General features: G+C 65.2%; 18 protein-coding genes. 7 read left to right on the forward strand and 11 right to left on the reverse strand.

Annotation, left to right across the window (positions count from 1 at the left end):
- Positions 1-134: 134 nt before the first annotated feature.
- The 6 genes from ABZ720_RS01415 to ABZ720_RS01440 all read right to left on the reverse strand — a co-directional run bounded on the left by ABZ720_RS01415 (position 135) and on the right by ABZ720_RS01440 (position 8,174).
- On the reverse strand, positions 135-1,814 hold the full coding sequence (locus tag ABZ720_RS01415; RefSeq protein WP_366553043.1) for an ABC transporter ATP-binding protein: 1,680 nt from the start codon (positions 1,812-1,814) through the stop codon (positions 135-137).
- Positions 1,815-1,817: 3 nt separating this feature from the next.
- The gene (locus tag ABZ720_RS01420) at positions 1,818-2,702 is read right to left on the reverse strand and encodes an ABC transporter permease (protein WP_366553045.1); all 885 of its coding nucleotides are present in this window, start codon (positions 2,700-2,702) and stop codon (positions 1,818-1,820) included.
- Positions 2,702-3,643 (reverse strand): ABC transporter permease, encoded by a 942-nt coding sequence (locus tag ABZ720_RS01425; protein WP_366553048.1) that lies wholly within the window; start codon positions 3,641-3,643, stop codon positions 2,702-2,704. The genes ABZ720_RS01420 and ABZ720_RS01425 overlap by 1 nt, the downstream gene beginning before the upstream one ends.
- Before the next feature lie 81 nt (positions 3,644-3,724).
- The gene (locus tag ABZ720_RS01430; protein ID WP_366553050.1) at positions 3,725-5,329 is read right to left on the reverse strand and encodes an ABC transporter substrate-binding protein; all 1,605 of its coding nucleotides are present in this window, start codon (positions 5,327-5,329) and stop codon (positions 3,725-3,727) included.
- A 254-nt stretch (positions 5,330-5,583) separates the two neighbouring features.
- Entirely contained in the window at positions 5,584-7,152 is a 1,569-nt protein-coding gene (locus tag ABZ720_RS01435) for a cisplatin damage response ATP-dependent DNA ligase (RefSeq protein ID WP_366553052.1), read from the reverse strand.
- On the reverse strand, positions 7,149-8,174 hold the full coding sequence (locus tag ABZ720_RS01440) for a ligase-associated DNA damage response exonuclease (protein WP_366553054.1): 1,026 nt from the start codon (positions 8,172-8,174) through the stop codon (positions 7,149-7,151). Before ABZ720_RS01440 ends, ABZ720_RS01435 begins: the two co-directional genes overlap by 4 nt.
- A gap of 119 nt (positions 8,175-8,293) precedes the next feature.
- Here ABZ720_RS01440 and ABZ720_RS01445 point away from each other — a divergent pair, with 119 nt between their 5' ends.
- Together ABZ720_RS01445 and ABZ720_RS01450 are read left to right on the forward strand one after the other, a co-directional pair.
- Positions 8,294-8,707: an HIT domain-containing protein gene (locus ABZ720_RS01445; protein WP_366553056.1), complete on the forward strand. Its 414-nt coding sequence runs from the start codon at positions 8,294-8,296 to the stop codon at positions 8,705-8,707.
- The gene (locus ABZ720_RS01450; RefSeq protein ID WP_366553058.1) at positions 8,704-9,627 is read left to right on the forward strand and encodes a pseudouridine-5'-phosphate glycosidase; all 924 of its coding nucleotides are present in this window, start codon (positions 8,704-8,706) and stop codon (positions 9,625-9,627) included. Before ABZ720_RS01445 ends, ABZ720_RS01450 begins: the two co-directional genes overlap by 4 nt.
- A gap of 20 nt (positions 9,628-9,647) precedes the next feature.
- Here ABZ720_RS01450 and ABZ720_RS01455 read toward each other — a convergent pair whose 3' ends face one another.
- From ABZ720_RS01455 to ABZ720_RS01475, 5 genes are all read right to left on the reverse strand, one after another.
- The gene (locus ABZ720_RS01455) at positions 9,648-10,457 is read right to left on the reverse strand and encodes a DUF1194 domain-containing protein (protein ID WP_366553060.1); all 810 of its coding nucleotides are present in this window, start codon (positions 10,455-10,457) and stop codon (positions 9,648-9,650) included.
- An 82-nt stretch (positions 10,458-10,539) separates the two neighbouring features.
- Positions 10,540-12,354 (reverse strand): single-stranded-DNA-specific exonuclease RecJ, encoded by a 1,815-nt coding sequence (gene recJ / locus ABZ720_RS01460; protein ID WP_366553062.1) that lies wholly within the window; start codon positions 12,352-12,354, stop codon positions 10,540-10,542.
- Positions 12,351-13,325: a class II fructose-bisphosphatase gene (glpX, locus tag ABZ720_RS01465; RefSeq protein ID WP_366553531.1), complete on the reverse strand. Its 975-nt coding sequence runs from the start codon at positions 13,323-13,325 to the stop codon at positions 12,351-12,353. The genes recJ and glpX overlap by 4 nt, the downstream gene beginning before the upstream one ends.
- Before the next feature lie 58 nt (positions 13,326-13,383).
- Complete coding sequence (locus ABZ720_RS01470; RefSeq protein WP_366553064.1) at positions 13,384-14,676, reverse strand: homoserine dehydrogenase; 1,293 nt, start codon at positions 14,674-14,676, stop codon at positions 13,384-13,386.
- Positions 14,677-14,861: 185 nt separating this feature from the next.
- On the reverse strand, positions 14,862-15,629 hold the full coding sequence (locus tag ABZ720_RS01475) for an OmpA family protein (protein ID WP_366553066.1): 768 nt from the start codon (positions 15,627-15,629) through the stop codon (positions 14,862-14,864).
- Between the two features lie 225 nt (positions 15,630-15,854).
- On the opposite strand from ABZ720_RS01475, the gene ABZ720_RS01480 reads away from it, so the two are divergent.
- From ABZ720_RS01480 to ABZ720_RS01500, 5 genes are all read left to right on the forward strand, one after another.
- Positions 15,855-17,684: a PHA/PHB synthase family protein gene (locus ABZ720_RS01480; protein WP_366553068.1), complete on the forward strand. Its 1,830-nt coding sequence runs from the start codon at positions 15,855-15,857 to the stop codon at positions 17,682-17,684.
- 131 nt (positions 17,685-17,815) lie between these two features.
- Positions 17,816-18,250, forward strand: a complete 435-nt coding sequence (locus ABZ720_RS01485; RefSeq protein WP_366553070.1) for an EF-hand domain-containing protein — start codon at positions 17,816-17,818, stop codon at positions 18,248-18,250.
- 75 nt (positions 18,251-18,325) lie between these two features.
- Positions 18,326-18,910, forward strand: coding sequence for an RNA polymerase sigma factor (locus ABZ720_RS01490; protein ID WP_366553072.1), 585 nt, complete (start codon positions 18,326-18,328; stop codon positions 18,908-18,910).
- 17 nt (positions 18,911-18,927) lie between these two features.
- Positions 18,928-19,434, forward strand: coding sequence for a hypothetical protein (locus ABZ720_RS01495; RefSeq protein WP_366553074.1), 507 nt, complete (start codon positions 18,928-18,930; stop codon positions 19,432-19,434).
- 54 nt (positions 19,435-19,488) lie between these two features.
- Positions 19,489-19,998 carry a Spy/CpxP family protein refolding chaperone gene (locus ABZ720_RS01500; RefSeq protein ID WP_366553076.1) on the forward strand — a complete coding sequence of 170 codons (510 nt, stop codon included), beginning with the start codon at positions 19,489-19,491 and terminating at the stop codon, positions 19,996-19,998.
- The last annotated feature ends 57 nt before the right edge of the window (positions 19,999-20,055 follow it).

Consider the following 20,055-nt stretch of genomic DNA (forward strand, 5'->3'; position numbering starts at 1 on the left):
CATGGCGCCGCCGCATCAGCCGGCCGCTTCTAACAGTCTTCTGCTCCCCGGGGTGGGCGAAGGCGTCCCGGTGAAGGGCCGCACGGCATACGCCGTCGGCCGCGGGCGTCAGCGCCTTTCTGGCCCTTCTCAACTCAAGCCGATTGGAGTTCACGAAAGTTGGCAAAATCCCAGCCCCGTCCCGGCGCCGCGTCGGTCAGGGCGCGGGTGTAGGAGTGACGCGGGTTGGCGAGGACGTCGCCGGCGGGGCCATACTCGACAATCTTGCCATTCTGCATCACCAGGATGTCGTCGCAAATCTGCGCCGCCACCCGCAGGTCATGAGTGATGAAGAGAATCGCGACTCCGAGCTTCTCTTGGATGTCCGCCAGGAGTTCGAGCACCTGCGCCTGAATGGAAACATCCAGCGCCGAGACCGCTTCGTCGGCCACCAGAACGTCGGGCTTCATCGCAACCGCGCGCGCGATGGCGATACGCTGGCGCTGCCCCCCAGAAAACTGGTGCGGATAGCGGCCGAGCGCTTCGCGGGGCAGGCCGACCAGTTCCATCAGGTCACCCGCCTGCTTCATGGCCTCTTGCCGCGACGCGCCATAATTCACCGGACCTTCGACAAGGCTGCGCCCGACCTTCCAGCGTGGATTGAGTGAGCGGAAGGGGTCCTGGAAAACAATCTGGATATGGCGACGATGCGGCCGCAGTGCCTGGCGGGATAGCTGCGCGATCTCGCTGCCGGCGACAACGATCTGCCCGTCCGTCGGCTCGATAAGACGCATCACACAGCGCGCCACCGTGGATTTTCCGGAACCGCTTTCACCAACGATGCCCAAGGTTCGGCCCCGGGTAATGGCGAAGCTGACATCCTCCGCTGCGAGCGTCCCTTCGCCCCGCCGGAAAAAGCCGCGCCCACCATAGACCTTTCGCAGCTTCTGCACCTGTAGGACCTTTTCACCCTGGGTCTCTGGCTCACTTTGGGTCTCTGGGCGCTCTTGCCGCGGTATCAGGCTGGGGACCGCCTTCAGCAGTTTACGGGTGTAGTCCTCGCGCGGCTGCCGCAGGAGCTGTTCGACCGGCGCCTGCTCCACCACCTGACCGTCCTTCATCACGTGCACCGAGTCTGCTATCTCGGCAACCACTCCCATGTCGTGGGTGATGAAGAGCACCGCCGTGTCCTGCTTTTCTTGCAACTCGGCAATCAGCTTCAGGATCTGCCCCTGGGTTGTGACGTCGAGCGCGGTCGTTGGCTCATCGGCGATCAACAGTTCGGGCTCCAAGATCAAGGCCATCGCGATCATGATGCGCTGGCGTTGTCCTCCGGAAAGCTGGTGGGGATAGGAGGCATAGACACGCCGCACATCCGGCAGGTGCACCTGCTCCATGATGGCCAGAACGCGCTCCTGGCGCGCTTTCTGCGGCAGGTCGCCATGGACTTTCAGCACTTCCTCGATTTGGTCGCCAACCCGCATCACCGGATTCAGCGCCGTCATCGGCTCCTGAAAAATCATGGCCATGTTGCGGGCGCGCGCCGCACGCATCTCCTTCTGCGTTAGCTCCAGAAGATTGCGGCCGCTCAGCGTGATGCCGCCGCCCGTCACACGCAGCGCATCCTTTGGCAGAAGGCCCATCACTGCCAGCGAAGTCACCGATTTTCCGGAGCCGCTCTCCCCCACCAGACAGGCAGTTTCCCTGGCGCGAATTTGGAGGCTGACCTGGTTCAGGATAGGCGCCACCTGAGGTTGGTTGGGCAAGCGGACTGAGAGGTCGCGCACATCCAGAACGACCTTGTTATTCGAGAAGTCGCGAGACTTGAACCGCATGGATCAGGCCTCCCGCTTCTTCAGGCGCGGATCCAGCAGATCGCGGGCCGTATCGCCGATCAGGTTGATCGAAAGGATACACAGCGAAAGCATAAGGCCAGGCCAAAAGATCAGGCCGGGGTTGAGCTGAAAGTAGGTTCGTCCCTCAGCCATGATGTTGCCCCAGGTGGGGATCTCGGTACTCACGCCGGCGCCCAGGAAGGACAGGATGGCTTCGATCAGGATCGCCGATGCACAGATGTAGGTCCCCTGAACGATCAGCGGCGCCATGGTGTTGGGCATGAGATGCTGGATCAGAATCTTGGGCATGCTCGAACCCAGCGCTGTTGCGGCCTCCACATAAGGTTCCTCGCGTGCGCTGAGGACCACGGAACGCACGAGGCGTACCACCCGCGGAATCTCTGGGATTGTGATGGCAATGATGACGGAGCCGATGCTGGCGCCGCTGAGCGCGACCAGCGCAATCGCCAGCAGAATGGCCGGGATCGCCATGAGGCTGTCCATGACACGCATGATGATGGCGTCCGCTGTGCGGAAGAAGCCAGCGATCAGACCTATGATGAGTCCGAGCGCGACGCTCACGAGCGCCGCCCCCACGCCGATCAGCAGCGAAACCCGACCACCGTAGAAAACCCGGCTGAACATGTCCCGTCCATAAGGGTCGGTCCCCAGCAGATACTCCGACGAGGGCGGCTGCAGGCGTTTGGTTGCCTCCATCGCCAGCGGATCGTGGGTCACGAAGAGCGGCGCCAGCAGCGTAGCCAGCACAATGGCAAGCAGGAGCAGTCCAGCAATAATCGGGGCAGCGCCCAGGCGCCAACGGCGCGGCAGAGACAGAGCGCCCAGCAGCCAGTGCGACGAAGAAGCAGGTTGTACCGCCTTGTCCATCAGTAGCGGATCCTCGGGTCGATAAGACTGTAGGACAGGTCGATCAGAAGATTGACGAGCACGTAGATTCCGGCGGTCAGAAGAATCATCGCCTGAATGACCGGATAGTCGCGCGCCAAGATGGCATCGACCGTCAGCCTCCCGATTCCGGGTATGTTGAAGACGCTTTCAGTGACCACCACCCCGCCGATGAGCAAGGCAAAGCCGATGCCGATAATGGTCATGATTGGCACGGCGGCGTTGCGCAGCGCGTGGCGAAAGAGAACGTCACGCTCCGACACGCCCTTGGCCCGGGCAGTGCGGATATAGTCCTCGTTCAAGACCTCCAGCATGCTCGCGCGTGTCATGCGGGCGATCAACGCGATGTAGATTGTCGCCAAGGTCAGGGCCGGCAGGATTGCTCGCTGAAAAAAGCCCAGGAGATCTTCACTCGGAGCCGTATAGCCCTGCACTGGAAGCCATCGCAGTTGCAGGGAGAAGATGCTGATAAAGATATAGCCGATGACGAAGACGGGGATCGAAAACCCCAGCACGGAAAAAGTCATGACCAGGTAGTCGGCCCAGGTCCGGTGCTTCCAGGCGGCGATCACCCCCATCGGGACCGCCAGCATGACCGAGATGAAGATGGTCAAAAGAGCGATGTTGATGGTCGGATCGATGCGCCGCTCGATCATCGCCCAGACGTCGGTGCGCGAAATCAACGACGTGCCCAGGTCGCCCTGGAGCAGTTGTCCCATCCAGGTGATGAACTGGACATGGAGAGGGTCGTTGAGACCCAGTTCCGTGCGGATGCGATCGATCTGAGCCGGGGTGGCCGCATCTCCCGCAAGGATGGCCGCTGGATCGCCAGGGGAGAGACGCAGCATCAAGAAAACGATGACCGCGACGATCAGCAATACGGGTAGGATCGCCAGAATGCGCCGGATGATATAGCCAAGCATCAGGAAAGAATTTCCTCAAGAACGTCAAGCTTGAGCGGCAAGAGGCGGCCGGCATTGCTGCCGGCCGCCCGTGCACATGCCTCAGTCTTCTTTCTTGACGTTCCAGAAGACCGGGACTGGAGCGGGAATGATCCCGCTGATGTTGGTGCCAGTGGCCTGCGGGAAGAAGTACTGGCCAAGCGGCACATAGAGCACCTCATCCAGGGCATGCGCCTGGATCTTGCTCGCCACTTCCGCCTGCTCCTCCGGGCTGGCGGCCGCGACGTAGTCCGCCCGCAGCGCCTCGACCGCCTCGTCCTCTGGCCAGCCAAACCAGCCGTCATCACCACGACCGTTCAACATCACGTTGATCAGCGGGTCCGCGACTTCAGGCAGCATCCAGTTGGTGAAGAAGATGTTCCAGCCGCCCTCGGACGGCGGGTCCATGCTGGCGCGGCGCGTGACCACGCTCTGCCAGTCCATCGGTTGCAAATCGACCACGAAGCCGGCGTTCCGCAGGGCCTGCGCCGCAACCACAGGCTGATCGTTCAGCGTGACCACGTCCGTTGGCGCCATCAGCACGACCGGCGTTCCGTCATAGCCCGCCTCCTCCAAAAGCTGGGCTGCCGCTTCCGGGTCGCCGCCGCTGGTCAAAGTCTCGGAGCCTGTCTCGTCGGCCAGCGGGGTGCCGCAACCGAAGATGGCGCCACAGAGTTCATAGTACTCGGGGTTGCCGACCATGGTGGCCAGCACGTCTTCCTGGCTTAGAGCCAGCAGTGCCGCCTGGCGCATCTGCTTATCGTCGAAGGGCGGGTGCTTGAAGTTCATGCGCCCCATGGTCTGATAGCCAAGAGGGTCACGCCGCTCGACAACCACATCCGGGTTGCTCTCGACCATCGGCAGTAGATCCACCTGGACCTGCTCGATATAGTCAATCTCACCGGCGCCAAGCGCGTTGATGGCGGTCTGCTGGTCCGCCATGTTCACCCAGACTACGCGATCGACATAGACGTGCTTGCCGCCTGCCATCCAACTGGGCTCTTCATCGCGCGGCACATAGTCATCGAAGCGCTCATAAACCACACGCTGCCCGGGATCGAACTCATCTTCAACGAAGACGAAGGGACCGGAGCCGATATGCTCCTCGATCGGGGTATCCGCCGACGTCTCTGCCACGCGCTTGGGCATGATAAAGGGAGGCAGCGCCGACTGCTTGGAGATAACGGAAATCAGCGGCTCGAAGGGCTCGGAGAGAGTCCAGGTCAGGGTCTTCTCATCAGTCGCCTCAAGGCTCTCAGTCACATCGAAGATAAGCTGGCCACCGGAATCCCGCTTGCCCCACCGCTTGAGCGAAGCCACGGCGTCTTCGGCGGTCACCGCTTCACCATCGTGGAACACCAAGCCATCGCGCAGGGTGAAAGTATAAGAGAGGCCATCATCGGAGACCTCCCAATCGGCCATCTGTGGCTGCGGCTCGAAGTTCTCGTCTTGCGCCAAGAGAACGTCGTAGATCATGTATGCATGATTGCGGGTGATATGCGCCGTGGTGATGACAGGATCGAGAACCCGCAGCCCGGAGTGCATGACGCCGGTGATGGTCTGCGCCCCCGAAACAGCCGGTGTGAGCAGCGTTGCAGCCAACAAGGCACCGGCAGCGATACTACCGCGCCGCAACAACCTGCTCTTCAGGTTCAAGGCTTCAGTCATCCATATACCTCCTTCGGTTCATGTATTTTAGGCTGCTTTCCCGCAGCTTTCAGGCGGCAGCACACCGTCTAAGCCGACCGTGGAAGGAGCCTGCCATGCCACTTCCCGCAAAGCAAATAACTCTGGAAGCAGGGCGGTATGAGGAAGGATGGCTGCCAAGTACGCAGCGCGATCCACGGTGCACACCGGAGGCTTACTTTCTGGAAAATGCAAATCCCCCTCAGGCGTAAGCGCCCTGCGGGTAGGCTCTACGATCAAGCGATCATCGCACGCAGCCGCTCCAGTGGGTCCGCCTCGCCGGCTGGCTTGTCCCAGCGGATGCGGGCGATGCGGGGGAAGCGCAGGGCGATGCCTGACTTGTGTCGGCTGGAGGGCTGGACCGCATCGAAGGCCACTTCCAGAACCAGACCCGGCTCGACAGCGCGCACGGGACCGAAGCGGTCCACCGTGTGGTCACGCACCCACTTGTCGAGGCGCGCGAGCTCCGCATCGGTGAAGCCGCTGTAGGCTTTGCCGATGGGCACCAGCGTTCCCGCCTCGGTCCAGGCGCCGAAGGTGTAGTCCGAGAAAAGGGAACTGCGCCGCCCGTGACCGCGCTGCGCGTACATGAGCACCGCATCTACCGTCAGCGCATCGCGCTTGAACTTGTACCAGTGGCCCTTCGGCCGGCCGGCCAGATATGGGCTGGCCGCCCGTTTCAGCATCAGACCCTCGACGCCGCTCGCACGAGCCTCCCGGCGCAGGCGCCTGAGCTCCGCGTAGTCCTCCACGACCACCAGCTCCGAGAGGTCCATACGTCCCGGCTGATGTCGGGCATACCAGGCTTCCAGCCGTGCCCGCCGTTCGGAAAAGGTCAGGGGCCGCAGGTCTTCCCCGGCATCGATCAGCAGGTCGTAGAGCCGAAGATGCGCCGGATGCGACCGCTGCAGCTTGGCCGTCGGGGCCTTACGCCCCAGGCGTGTCTGCAGCTCGTTGAAGGGCGCCGGCGCGCCCTCGCGCGCCACCAGGAGTTCCCCGTCGAGCACGGCATCGAAGCCAATATCCTGCAGCAAGTCAGGGAAAGCGGGCCCGATATCCTCGCCGGTGCGACTGAAGAGGCGGCACTCGCCCTTGTGCGCCACCAACTGCGCGCGGATGCCGTCCCACTTCCACTCGGCCTGGAACTCTTCCAGAGGAAGCCCGTCGAGCTCTGCTTCCTCCAGCGGATGGGCCAGCATCAAGGGCCGAAACAGCGCCGCCTCGGCCACCTCCGGCTGGGGTGCGCGGCCTTCGAGCCAGGCGAAGAGGTCGCGATAGGGCGGGCGCAGGCCGTGCCAGAGTTCCTCGATCGCACCCGCATCCTGCCCGCCGAAGTTCGCCAAGGCCGTCTTCGCGAGCCGCTCGGACACGCCAACGCGCAAGCCGCCAGTGATGAGTTTGAGCAGCGCCCAGCGTCCGGTGGGATCGAGCGCATCCAGCCAGCCGGCAAGCAGCGCCGGCACGTCCGTGCGTCCAGCCTCCTGCAGCGTCTCCACCACTTCCGCCAGACCCGGCTCGCGGTTTGCACCCCGGCGTTCGGGCCAGAGCAGGGCTGCGGATTCCGCCAGATCGCCCACAAAGTCGTAGGACCAGCGGAAGAGAACGGGATCGCAGCGCTCCTCGATCAAGGCCCGGATCATGGCCGGCTTGGCGCCCCGGAAGGTCAGCCCGCCGGTCAGTGCCGCCAGGGCCCAGCCCCGATCCGGGTCGGGCACCCGGGCGAAGTAATCGCCGATGAGGCGCAGCTTGATGCTGCGACGCGGCGTGAAGACCAGCCGGTCCAACAGCTCGGCGAAGTCCCTCATGGCAGAGCGTCCTGCTCCTCCTCGCCGCGACCGATCAGGGAGAGTGCCCGCGCCCGCATCCCCTCGCCCCGGGCCCAGTGGATCAAGGCCTCCTCGCTGCCATGCGTCACCCAGACCTCCGGTGCGCTAACCTCGCGCAGGGTCTGCGTCAGCTCATCCCAGTCTGCATGGTCCGAGATCACCAGCGGCAGCTCCGCGCCACGCTGGCGCGCCCTCTGCCGCACGCGCATCCAACCGGATGCCATGGCGGTGAGGGGATCAGCGAAGCGCCGCAGCCAGCGGTCCGAGAGTGCCGAGGGCGGCGCCACGACGATCTCGCCCGCCAAGTCTCCGTCCGTTCGGGTGGCAGAGCACAGGGGCCCGAGGGCCACACCCTGTTCCTCGTACAGTTGGCAGAGCGGCTCCAGCGCGCCGTGCAGATAGACCGGGCGCTCCCAGCCCGCGCGGCGCAGCAGAGCCAGGAGCCGTTGAGCCTTGCCCAGGGAATAGGCACCGACCAGATGCGTGCGCTCGGGAAACAATGCTACCGAATGCAGCAGGCGGCGTATCTCCTCGTCGGCCGGAGGATGTCGGAACACCGGCAGCGCGAAGGTGGCTTCGGTCACAAAGACGTCGCAGGGCACCACCTCGAAGGCGGCGCAGGTGGGATCGGGCTGGCGCTTATAGTCGCCCGAAACCACCACACGCCAGCCACCCCACTCGATCACGACCTGAGCGGACCCAAGCACATGGCCCGCGGGCACGAGCCTGACAGTGACCGGCCCGATCCGCAGAGGCTCATGATAGGCCAGCGATTGAAGGGATGCTCCGGCGCGTTCCCCGTAGCGGGCCCGCATGATGGCGAGGGTCTGCGGGGTGGCAATCACCGCGGCGTGACCAGGGCGAGCGTGGTCGGCGTGGCCATGGGTCACCACGGCACGCGGCACTGCACGGTGTGGGTCGATGTAGAAATCCCCGGGCCGGCAGTAGAGCCCACCTGGGGTGACCTGGAGCCAGTTTTCCGGATGAGCTTCGCGGCGCATGAGCCATCAGATAGGCAGTGACGACCTTTGTCACCATAGCCTGAGAAGCTTCGGCTTGCCTTCCGCCCAGGGAAGCGGCCAAGCTGCGCGTCCCGACGCCGTCATGCACAGGAGGCTCCATGGGCACCCCCTTCGAACTGCACCCCGATCTGGCCCGGGACGGCGTGGAGGTGGGGCACTTGCGCCTGTCGCGGCTGCTGCTGATGAAGGAATCGCGCTGGCCCTGGCTGGTCCTGGTACCCGAACGGGCCGAGATGCGCGATCTGCACGACCTGGAGCCGCTCGACCAGTACCGGGTCTGCGACGAAATCACCGCCTGTTCAGAGGTGCTCAAGCGGCTCTACGCCGCGCAGAAGATCAACGTGGCGGCGCTCGGCAACATGACGCCACAGTTGCACATCCATGTCATCGCACGCTTTTCCGAGGATCCGGCCTGGCCCAAGCCCATCTGGGGCGCGCTGCCGATGCAGCCCTATCCCTCGGCTGCACTGGAGGCCCGCGTGCATGAACTGCGCCAGGCCCTGAACCTATGAGCCGGCTGCTGCGCATCGGCGAGGAGGTCCAGGCGGCGCTTGCCGAAGGGCGCCCCGTGGTGGCCCTGGAATCCACGGTCATCGCCCATGGCCTGCCCTGGCCGGACAGCCTCGAGGCCACGCAGGAGATGCTCGAGGCCGTGCGCAGCGCCGGCGCCGTCCCGGCGGTGGTGGGCGTGACCGCCGGCCGCCTCGTGGTGGGACTGGACGAAGCGGTTATCGAGCGCTTCGCCAAACACGGCCGGCAGGTGATCAAGGTCAGCCGCCGCGATCTGGCGCGCGCCCTCACCGAGGGCTGTGACGGGGCAACCACCGTGGCCAGCACCATGATCGCAGCCGAGATGGCCGGCATCCGGATCTTCGGCACCGGCGGGATCGGCGGGGTGCATCGCAGTGCTGAGGGCCAGGGCGACAGCTTCGATGTCTCGGCCGATCTCTACGAACTCGGACGCACGCCGGTCTGCGTGGTCTCCTCCGGCGCCAAGTCGATCCTCGACCTGCCGCGCACACTGGAAGTGCTGGAAAGCCTCGGCACGCCCGTTATCGGCTATGGCACCGACAGCTTTCCGACCTTCTACTCCCGCGACGCCACCCTGCCCATCACCACGCGGGTCGATTCGGCCGAGCAGTCCGCCGCCCTGCTCCACGCCCATTGGGAACTGGGCCTGGGCGGGGTGCTTCTGGCCAACCCGGTGCCGGAAAGCGCAGCACTGCCCACGCAGACGGTGGAAGCCTGGTTGGAGGAGGCGCTTGCGGCGGCCCAGGCAGAAGGCGTGGCCGGGCCGCAGGTGACACCCTTCCTGCTGGCACACCTGCATCGACGCAGTGAGGGTCAGACTCTCAAAGCCAATCGTGCTTTGTTGATCGACAATGCCCGGGTGGCAGCGCAGGTGGCTGCCAGCTACAGCCAACTCTCCTAGAGCCGGTCTGAGGCGCCCGCTCAGCGCATGGAGATGGCAGGTGACCTGTCCGACGGCAGAGGCACGCAGGTCGCGCCTGACGGAGCGTCTGCCTGGCAATTCTGCCAGGCAAGCAACAGGCTCTCCACGTCGGGGGAGAGGTCAGCTATGGGCGGGCCGGCCATCTCACGCACCAATTTGAGGCGCATGGCGCGGCCGAAGTCCTCATAGTTCACTGCACTCAGCACGAAGGCACCCGGTCCGCCGACGACATTGTCACGGTAATAGAGGTCGAGTCCCGGTTCCTCGTTGAGGATTGCCAGACCATTGACCGTCACCCCGGCGGCCATGGCCTCCTCGCGGCCGGATCGCGAGGCGATGCCCTGGTTGGTGCGGCCGTCACCGGACACATCGATCACCTGGCGCATGCCCTGATAGGGCGCGCTGGCCAGCAGTCGCGTGGCGAAGCGCAAGACGTTGCCGATGGCTGTGCTGCCGCCATCCACATAGCGCGGCGCCGCCTCGACCGCGGCCGCAAAGGCACTGGCCGAAGCCGAGTCGTAGATCAATGTCCAGTCGACGGCCACGACCTGTTCGCCCTGGCTGCCCCACTGCACCAGCACGACCGCCATCCCGCGATCGCCCACGCCACTGATCGCACCCTGCACTTCGGGATCGCTAAAGGCGTCGGCTATGCCGTTCATCTGCAGATTGAATTCATAGGCATTGACCGAGGAAGAGGCATCCACCGCCAGGACGAGCGCCAGATCCACGGGGGCCTGCGCGCGCAGCGAGCCTGGGAGGCTCACGCTGAGCAGGAGAAGCAGGAGAAGGGCGCGCAACGCGGTCATGGGCCCAGTATAGCCGCAAGCCGCGTTTGCAGCAGTCGATTTCGGATAAGGGGAATTGGCATCCCGGAAAGCAACCTGGAGATCACCGAGCCAGCGCGGCGTCATCCACGATGAGCTGCACCGCCTCCGCTCCGGTCCAGGCATCGGCGCGCAGCTTCCCGGCCAGATGCACCAGCCGGCCCTCGGCACCCCGGCGCAGGGCTTCACCGAGCGGGCTCTCGAAGGCACGGAACGCAATGGCCTTCATTCGGCCGCCGTCCTCGCCCTGGGCTATCATCCGCAGATGGTTGCCTTCGGCCCCGACCGGATCGGCCTTGACTAGGCGCAGGTTCGGCAGGGCCCAGCGCGGCTCGGGGTTGGCGGTTCCGAAGGGCGCCAGGCGTTCGAGCGCCTGCAGCAGCCCATGGTGCGCGCCGCGTGGCGCCAGCGCGCCGTCGAACCCCAGGGCCGGGCGGTAGGCGATGCGGATCAGTTCCTCGCCCAGGCGTTCCTCCAGAAAGGCACGCAGGGCGGGAATAGCGTCGTTCGCCACCGTCAGGCCCGCCGCCATGGCATGGCCGCCGCCATTGACCAGCAGCCCCGCCTGGCGCGCCGCGATGACCGCCGCACCGAGATCAAGCCCCGGCACCGAGCGACCGGAGCCCTTCGCCAGGCCGTCGTCCTGCATGGCCAGCACCAGGGCGGGCAGGCTGTAGCGTTCCTTTAGCCGGCTGGCGACAATGCCGATCACGCCCGGGTGCCAGCCCACGCCTGCTGCGAACACCACCCCTTGCGGCGGAGGCGCGGATTCCACCTGTTCGACCGCTTGCGCCAGAACTTCCGTTTCGATCTGGCGACGATCACGATTCCAGCCGTCCAGCTTCGCAGCGATGGCCTCCGCCTCCCCCCGATCTTCAGTGGCGAGCAGCCTGGCGCCCAGCGCAGCCTCCCCCACCCGGCCGCCAGCATTCACCCGCGGCCCCAACAAGAATCCCAGGTGATAGGCGCCGGGGCGTTCATCCAAGCCCGCCACGTCGCCAAGCGCGCGCAGGCCGGGATTGCGCCGGCTGGCCATGATCTTGAGACCCTGGGAAACCAGGGCACGATTGAGACCGGTCAGCGGCACCACATCGCAGACCGTGCCCAGTGCGACGATATCCAGCCACTGCAGGAGGTTCGGTTCCGTCCGTCCGTTGCCGTACCAGCCGGCCTGTCGCAACGCCCGGTTCACTGCCACCACCAGCAGGAAAGCCACGCCCACGGCAGCGAGATGGCCCAGGCCACTGTCGTCGTCGAGACGGTTCGGATTGACCACGGCCACAGCCGGCGGCAGCGTCGGCTCGGCGGCATGGTGGTCGACCACGATCACCTCCAGCCCGGCGTCCCTGGCAGCGGCAAGGGGATCATGGGCGGAGATGCCGCAGTCCACCGTTATGACGAGGTCGACGCCCTCTTCCTTAAGCTGCAGCAGCGCCGCGCTGTTGGGCCCATAGCCCTCGCGCAGGCGGTCGGGCACGTAGATGCGCGGCTCGACCCCGGCCGAACGGAAGAAGCGATGCAGCACAGCGGCCGAGGTGGCACCGTCCACGTCGTAGTCACCGAAGACCGCAATGCGCTCACCATTGCGGATCGCAGAAGCCAGCCGATCAGCCGCCACCTCCATGCCCTTGAGACAGGAAGGATCCGGCAGCTGATAACGCAGGCTCGGCTCCAGAAAGAGCTCCGTCGCCTCTTCCGTCACGCCGCGTGCCACCAGAGCACGCGCAACCGGCTCCGGCAGGCGCAGCCGCTGGGCCAGGCCCAGGGCCGCGCGCTCATCCCGGGAGCGCAACTCCCAGCGTTTGCCCGTCAGCGAGCGTTCGACATCCAGAAAGCAGGGACGCCGTTCACCAGCCGACGGGTCGAGCGTCAGACTCACAGATTGCCTATCTGATCGTACCAGGTCTTGCGCGTGAAGTTGTGCTCCGTCTCCACCATCCGCACCGTGCCGGAACGCGAGCGCATGACCAGGGAGTGGGTCAGCGCACCACCCGCGAAGCGGCGCACACCGCGCAGCATCGAGCCATCGGTCACGCCGGTGCAGGCGAACATCACGTCTTCGCCGCTGGCCAGGTCGTCCAGAAGGTACTTGCGGTCGAAGTCGGTGATGCCGGCCGCGCGTGCCCGGCCCCGCTCATCATCATTGCGGAAGGTCAGGCGACCCTGGAACTGCCCGCCGATGGCACAGAGCGCAGCGGCCGCCAGCACACCTTCCGGTGCGCCGCCGCTGCCCATGTAGAGGTCGACGCCGCTATTCTCCCGGCTGGTGGCAATGACTGCAGACACGTCACCATCGCCGATCAGCATGATGCGCGCACCCGCCGCCCGCACCTTGGCGATCAGGTCCTCATGGCGCGGCCGGTCGAGGATGCAGACCACCAGGTCCTCCACATCCATCTTCTTCGCCTTGGCCAGTTCCTTGAGGTTCTCCTCCGGGGTGGCATCGAGATCGACCACACCTTCCGGCATCCCCCCGCCCACGGCGATCTTGTCCATGTAGACGTCCGGCGCATGAAGGAAGCCTCCCTCCCCCGCCAGCGCGATGACCGCGAGGGCGTTCGGGCCGCCCTTCGCCGTGATTGTGGTCCCCTCAAGCGGGTCCAATGCAATGTCCACCTTGGGACCGCCGCTGCCGACGCGCTCGCCGATGTAGAGCATCGGCGCCTCGTCACGCTCGCCCTCACCGATGACCACCGTGCCGTCGATGGTCAGGCTGTTCAGACCGGCGCGCATGGCTGTGACCGCTGCCTGGTCGGCCGCCTTCTCGTCGCCACGCCCCATCAGGCGCGCTGAAGCCAAGGCCGCCAGTTCCGTTGCGCGCACGACTTCCAGGGCAAGGTTGCGATCCAGGGTACTCACTGTTCTTTCCTCCAACTCTCGTTCTTGATCTCGGGCGTAATCTTTGGCGTCACGGTTGTTCGATGCGAATCATGCGCGGGGTTTCCAGGCAGCTCTTGAGCGCCTCGATCCGGGCCAGGGCTTTGGCCATCTGCGCCTCTCCGGTCTCGTGCGTGACGATGACAACGGGCACCGCCTCGCCCGGCGCCCGGCCGCGCTGCAGCATGGCCTCCACCGAAATATCCTCATCGCGCAGGGCCGCCGCTACATCGGCGATGACACCCGGACGGTCGACCACAAGCAGGCGCAGATAGTAGGCGCCACGATGGTCTGCCATCGGCAAGGTGGGCAAGCTCTCCAGCGCCGTTGCCGCAATTCCGAAGGTCGGCAACTGGGCCCCGCGGGCGATGTCCAGCAGGTCCGCCGCAACGGCCGAGGCGGTGGGACGTTCCCCGGCACCAGCGCCTTCAATCATGATCCGCCCGACGAAATCGCCCTCGGCATGGACGGCGTTGAAGACGCCTTCGACGCTGGCGATGGGGGCGCTCTTCGGCACCATGCAGGGATGGACGCGCTGTTCGATCGCGCCATTGCGACGCTGGGCGATGCCCAGCAGCTTGATGCGAAAGCCCAACTCCTCGGCGTAGGCGATGTCGATGGCACTGACGCGGCGGATGCCTTCTACCTGGATCGCATCGAAATCGACCTCGCAGCCGAATGCCAGGGCAGTGATGATCGCCAGCTTGTGCGCCGCGTCCACACCATCCACGTCGAAGCTGGGATCGGCCTCGGCGTAGCCCAGCTTCTGCGCCTCATCCAGCACCTCGCCGAACTCGCGGCCACTCTCGCGCATGGTGGTGAGGATGTAGTTGCAGGTGCCGTTGAGGATGCCTTGCACCCGGGTGATCCGGTTGCCCGCCAGCCCCTCACGCAAGGTCTTGATCGCAGGGATGCCGCCGGCGACCGCGCCCTCGTAGGCCAGGGTGACGCCCTTCTCCTCGGCGATCCGCGCAAGGGCTGTGCCATGATGGGCGATCAGGGCCTTGTTGGCGGTGACCACGTGTTTGCCGGCCTTCAGTGCCGTTGCCACCACCTCGTGCGCCACGCCTTCCGAACCGCCGATCAGTTCCACCACCACATCGAGTTCGGAATCCTTGGCGAGCGATACCGGATCCTCGTACCAGCGCGCGCCTTCCAGGCTGAGCCCTCTGTCCTTGCGGCGATCGCGCGCCGAAACGGCTGACACCAGCAGCGAGCGGCCGCAGCGCTGCGCCAGCAGGCTTCCATTGGCTTCGATGAGGCGACACAAGCCACCCCCGACCGTTCCCAATCCTGCCACGCCGATCTTCATCGCACCTGTCACCACAGCATCCTCATCTGCAAGCACTTCACGTCCCGGCAGGGATAGCGCGTCTCGCGGTCCGGCGAAAGCAATAGCGGCACGATGAAGGAAGCTTGGGACGCGCCCTCAATACTCACATGCCGCCCGCCATGGTGGGGTCGACGTGACATCATTCTGCAGCGGAGGCCGTCGTCCCGGCTCAAGGCTCAGAAGAGGTAGATTTCCACCCGCTGATTGGCGATCTCGCCGCTGGGCATGGATTCCTGGTAGAGCTGCGCGTCGGCGCCCATCGCCTGGGCAAAAAGCGCGCCCGGCGCCACACCGGCATCGCGCAGGGCTCGCGCAACAGCATCGGCACGACGCTGGGATATGTCGTAGTGCAACTCCAACTGCCGCTCCCTCGCCATCTGGGCCGTACGGGCCGAGGCATGCCCCACCACGAGCAGGTTCGCACCCCGCTCCCGCTGCAGGCGGGCCACATCGTCCAGTATGGAGCGATCGCGGGAATCGAGCGCGTCGGAGTCGCGGGCGAACTGGATGACGGCCGCCAGTTCTGCTCCCTCGCGCTGGACGCCGCTTGGACGCTCTGCCTGCTGGCTTGCCTGGCCGCTACCGCTGCCGGTCAGGTCGGTCCCACCGTTCGCTGCTATCTGGCGGCCCTGGGCGCGCGCGCGATCCTCGCGCAGTTCCTGCAGGAGCCTTTCACGCTCTTCCGGAGGCGTCACCGCCGGCGCCTGGGTGGGCACGGAGGTCAGGGGTGGCGCGGTTTCCTCAGCCACCGCCGACTCGTCCACGGCGATGCGCTGCGGGCGGGCCTCCTCCGCCCCGAAGAGTCCACCGGAACAGCCGGTGAGGAGCAGCGCGCCCAGAAGGATGCCGCAAGCCCTTTGCATCATGCCACTTCTGAGCACGCTCCCAAGCGGTCCGGCCTCTGCCACGGGCGGCGTGACACTGCGGAACTTCCCTAAGGCCATCTTCATCTCCGTGTTGCCCTGCCAACTTCTTACGGCATGGCCGGGGGTGAGGGAAGGCAACGAACCGGCGTTCTCAAGCCCCTGCACGCAGGCGAGGGTGTCAAATGCCGGCTGCCAAAATGCTAACGCCCCTGCGAACGGACGGTTGCAGCCGCGATTTCACTGCTCATATCGAGTGGACTGGTGTTGAATGGCTACTCGCCATCGGAGCATAAGGAAGGGCCAATGGCCGAGCAACAGGGCACGAACGAGGGACAAGGCCACCTGCCGGACCCGGTCGCCACCGCAAAAACCATGGCCGAAATTGCCGAGCGCAGCCAAAAGATCGTGAGCGCGTTCCTGCAGCGGCAGGCGACGCAGCCGAACGAACCTCCCGCAGCCGACCCTCTGAACATCGGCAACGCCTTCATGGAGATGACGGCGCGCATGATGGCCGACCCGGTGCGGCTCATGCAGGCCCAGGCCAGCCTGTGGCAGGACTACATGCGGCTGTGGCAGTCCACGACCTTGCGGATGATGGGTCAGGAAACGGACCCCGTGGCGGCGCCGGAGCGTGGCGACCGTCGGTTCAAAGATCCGGCCTGGGAGGACAATCAGCTCTTCGACTTCATCAAGCAGTCCTATCTGCTCACGGCCCGCTGGATGCAGGCCCAGGTGCAGGAGGTCGAAGGTCTCGATGCCAAATCCGCCCAGAAGGTGGACTTCTATACCCGGCAGTTCGTAGACGCCCTGGCACCCAGCAATTTCCTGATGACCAACCCCGAAGTGCTGCGGGCCACGGTGGAGTCCCACGGTGAGAACCTGCTGGAAGGCTTGCAGAACCTGCTGGACGACCTGGAGCGCGGCAAGGGCGAGCTGGCGATCTCCATGACCGATCACGAGGCCTTCACTGTCGGCGAAAACATAGCGGTAAGCCCCGGCAAGGTCGTCTTCCAGAATGACCTCTTCCAATTGATCCAGTACACACCCTCGACGGAAAAGGTCTACAAGCGGCCGCTGCTGATCGCGCCGCCCTGGATCAACAAGTTCTATATCCTCGACCTTCGCGAGAAGAATTCCTTCGTGAAGTGGGCCGTGGAGCAGGGCCACACCACCTTCGTCATCTCCTGGGTGAACCCCGATGAGCGTCTCGCCGAGAAGTCTTTCGAGGACTATATGGTCGAGGGTCTCTTCGCCGCCATCGACGCCGTCGAGCAGGCAACGGGGGAGCCGGAGATCAATCTCATCGGCTATTGCCTGGGCGGCACCTTGATGGCCGCCGCGCTGGCCTATCTCCACGCCAAGCCCGCGGACAAGCCCGGTCCGGACATCAAGCGGATCAAGAGCGCGACCTTCTTCACCGCGCTGACCGACTTCACCGATTCCGGCGAATTGGGAGTCTTCATCGACGAAGAGCAGTTGCAGGCGCTGGAAAAGCGCATGGAGGAGAAGGGTTATCTCGAAGGCTCGGCCATGGCGAAGACCTTCAACATGCTGCGGGCCAACGACCTGATCTGGTCCTTCGTGGTGAACAACTATCTGTTGGGCAAGGACCCCTTCCCCTTCGACCTGCTGTACTGGAACAGCGATTCCACCCGCATGCCCGCGGCCATGCATTCATTCTATCTGCGCAGGATGTACCAGGAGAACCTGCTGGCGCAGCCTGACGGTCTCTCATTGCTCGGCGTGCCCATCGACCTGCGCCGCATCAAGACGCCGATTTTCATGCTCTCCACCCGCGAGGATCACATCGCCCCCTGGAAATCGACCTATGCGTTGACGCAGATGGTCTCGGGGCCGAAGCGCTTCGTGCTCGCGGCCTCGGGTCATATTGCCGGCGTGGTCAATCCGCCAGCCGCGGAAAAGTACAGCCACTGGATCAACAACCGCTGCCCCAAGACGCCTGAGGATTGGCTCGCCCAGGCAAAGGAAGAGCCCGGCTCCTGGTGGCCGCTCTGGGGCACCTGGGTCGGGAGCAAGGGCGGCGCCAAGGTGCCAGCGCGGCAGCCCGGCGACGGCAAGCTCACGCCGATCGAGGATGCGCCCGGTTCCTATGTGAAAGTACGTGCGAACTGACGGAACCTCCTGCCATGCGGCCCACCCAACCCCGTCGCCTGCCTCGATTGGCGCTTCTGCTGCCCCTTCTGCTCGTACATGCGGGGGGCACGGCAGCCGCTCAGGACACCCCCGCCCCTCCGGAGCCTGAGGTGTTTCATCAGTTCGTCGCCATCGGCAGCCTGCTCTGCACCGAGGCGCCGGCGCGGGATTGCCTGGATCACGGCTGGCAATTTGCCGACGTGAACGGCGACGGCAAGCTTGACCTCGCGGAGCTTCAGGCCGTGCGCAGCGGTTTCCTCGACTGGTCCGCTGGCATGGATGACAGCCTCTCCGGACGACAGAAAACCGTCCTGCATCTCTCGCGCGGCCTGGCCCGCACCGCGCCGCTCTCCAGCGTCTTTGCACTCTATGACAGCGACGGCGACGGCCGTCTCAGCCGAGAAGAACTCACGGCCGATGTACAACTGGACGAGCGCCCCATGGCACAGGTACTGATGGACCGCGAGGCGACGGACTGGGACGCCATTCGTGCCCGCCTTGGCCGCGCAGCAATGCTGCTGCAGTTGCTCGGGGCCCCCGAGTAAAGCGGTCTCACCATCAGCGATGCTCCGACCGGCGGCGCCTCCCTTTCGCCATGGAGCCATTGGACCTTGAGCTCCATGTCACTTCAGGACAGCGATATTTCCCGGCTGATTGCCGGCGATAGGAGCGCTTGGGACGCCTTCGTGCGCGATGCCGCCCCGGTGGTGCTGGCTGCTGCGCGCCGCACCCTCGAGCGGGCCGGTCGCACGAACGAAGCAGACGATGTGGTGCAACAGGTGTTCGAGAAGTTGGTGCGCGACGACTTCCGGCTGCTGCGCACCTACGACCCCGGCCGCGCGCAGCTCTCAACCTGGCTCTCGGTGGTGACCAATTCCGCCGCCCTGGACCACCTTCGCCGTCTGAAACGCGCACCGGAGCCCAGGGAAATTCTGCCGGAAGACGGCGAGACCACCCCTCCCGCGGCGGACCCCCTGCCCATTCCCCGCAACCTGCTCACGCCGCGGCAGGCTGCGATCATGGCGTTACTCTACGAACGTGAAATGGATGTTTCCGAGATCGCGCGCCTTCTCGCCATTACCGAGCAGACCGTGCGCTCGGCCCATCACAAGGCCCTGACCCGGCTGCGGACCTATTTTTCCGAAGAGTTTCCGGAACTGGGCGGGGATGCCAAGGCCCGACAGGCGCGTATCACCGGCATGTGAGCAGGAGTAGAACGGGTATGTCGACCGGAGCAGGATTGCCACCGCCCAAGGATGCCGGTGCCGCCTGGAGCGCCGTGGCGCAGGCCTTGCGCCATAGCAGGCCCATCAGCGAGCCCGATGCCAACCTCCTGGCGGCCTGGCTGGAAGGCCGGCTGGAGGAAAGCGAGGTCGCACCGGTGGAGAGCTGGATTGCCGCCAATCCGCTCGAAGCCAGTACGCGCCTTGCCGAGCTGCGCGAGAGTCTGGCCGAAGCACCGCCGAACGTGCCGCAGAAGCTGCTGTTGCGTCTGCGCGCGCTGCGACCGCAGCGGAAGCAAACACAGCAGCCGATGCAGTCGTTCTGGCGCCGCATGCCGCAGGTGGCGGCGGTGGCGGCAACGCTCGCACTCGGGCTCTTCGGCGCCTACGGCAGCTATGAGATGGGGCTTCGCGGCAGCCTGCCGGCCCTGGAGCAGGAACGGCAGTTTGCACAAGCAAGCCTGCCTGAGTTCCTGCCGCCGGAAGACGAGTTTTTCTTCGATTGAGTTGAGTGCGATCCCGCTCCCTCACCTGCCCTGAGCCAAAGGCCCCTTTTTCCGATGAACCGCAAACTTCCCTGGCTGCTCCTGGTCCTCTCCCTGCTCGTGAATGCCGGCTTCCTCTTCGGCGTGCTGCAAGCCCAACAGCAGGCGGAGCAAATGTCCCATACGGCCACGAACGAGACCGTGCAGGCGGCCGAACAGCTCGACCTAAATGCCGAACAGGAAGCTGCGCTGGACGCGGTGCGCGATGCCTTGCGCGCGCGCATCGAGCGGGACCGCAACGACGAACGTCGCGATGCCCGTCAAAGCGAGGTGCTGGAAGCCCTGGTGCGCGACAGCTACGACCGCAGCGGCATGCGCGCCATCCTGCGGGAGGACAGCGATGCCCGCCTGGAGCGCTGGCTCGACATGGGCGAGGAGGTTCACGGCTTCCTGCAGATACTCACCCCGGAGCAGCGGCAGCGCTTCCAGCAACTGGCCGAATCTGAGCGCGGCTTCCTGCGCGCCCTGCTCTTCGCTCGCAATGGCAGCGAAAACAGCAACGACAACGGCAACAGCCGCGATTGACCTTCGCTTTGCCGCGTGCATAACGTCGCCCTCCCCCGTAATCCCGACGCTGGAGTG

Source organism: Aquibaculum sediminis (assembly GCF_040712085.1).
In the GTDB taxonomy this organism is placed as follows: domain Bacteria; phylum Pseudomonadota; class Alphaproteobacteria; order Kiloniellales; family DSM-21159; genus Aquibaculum; species Aquibaculum sediminis.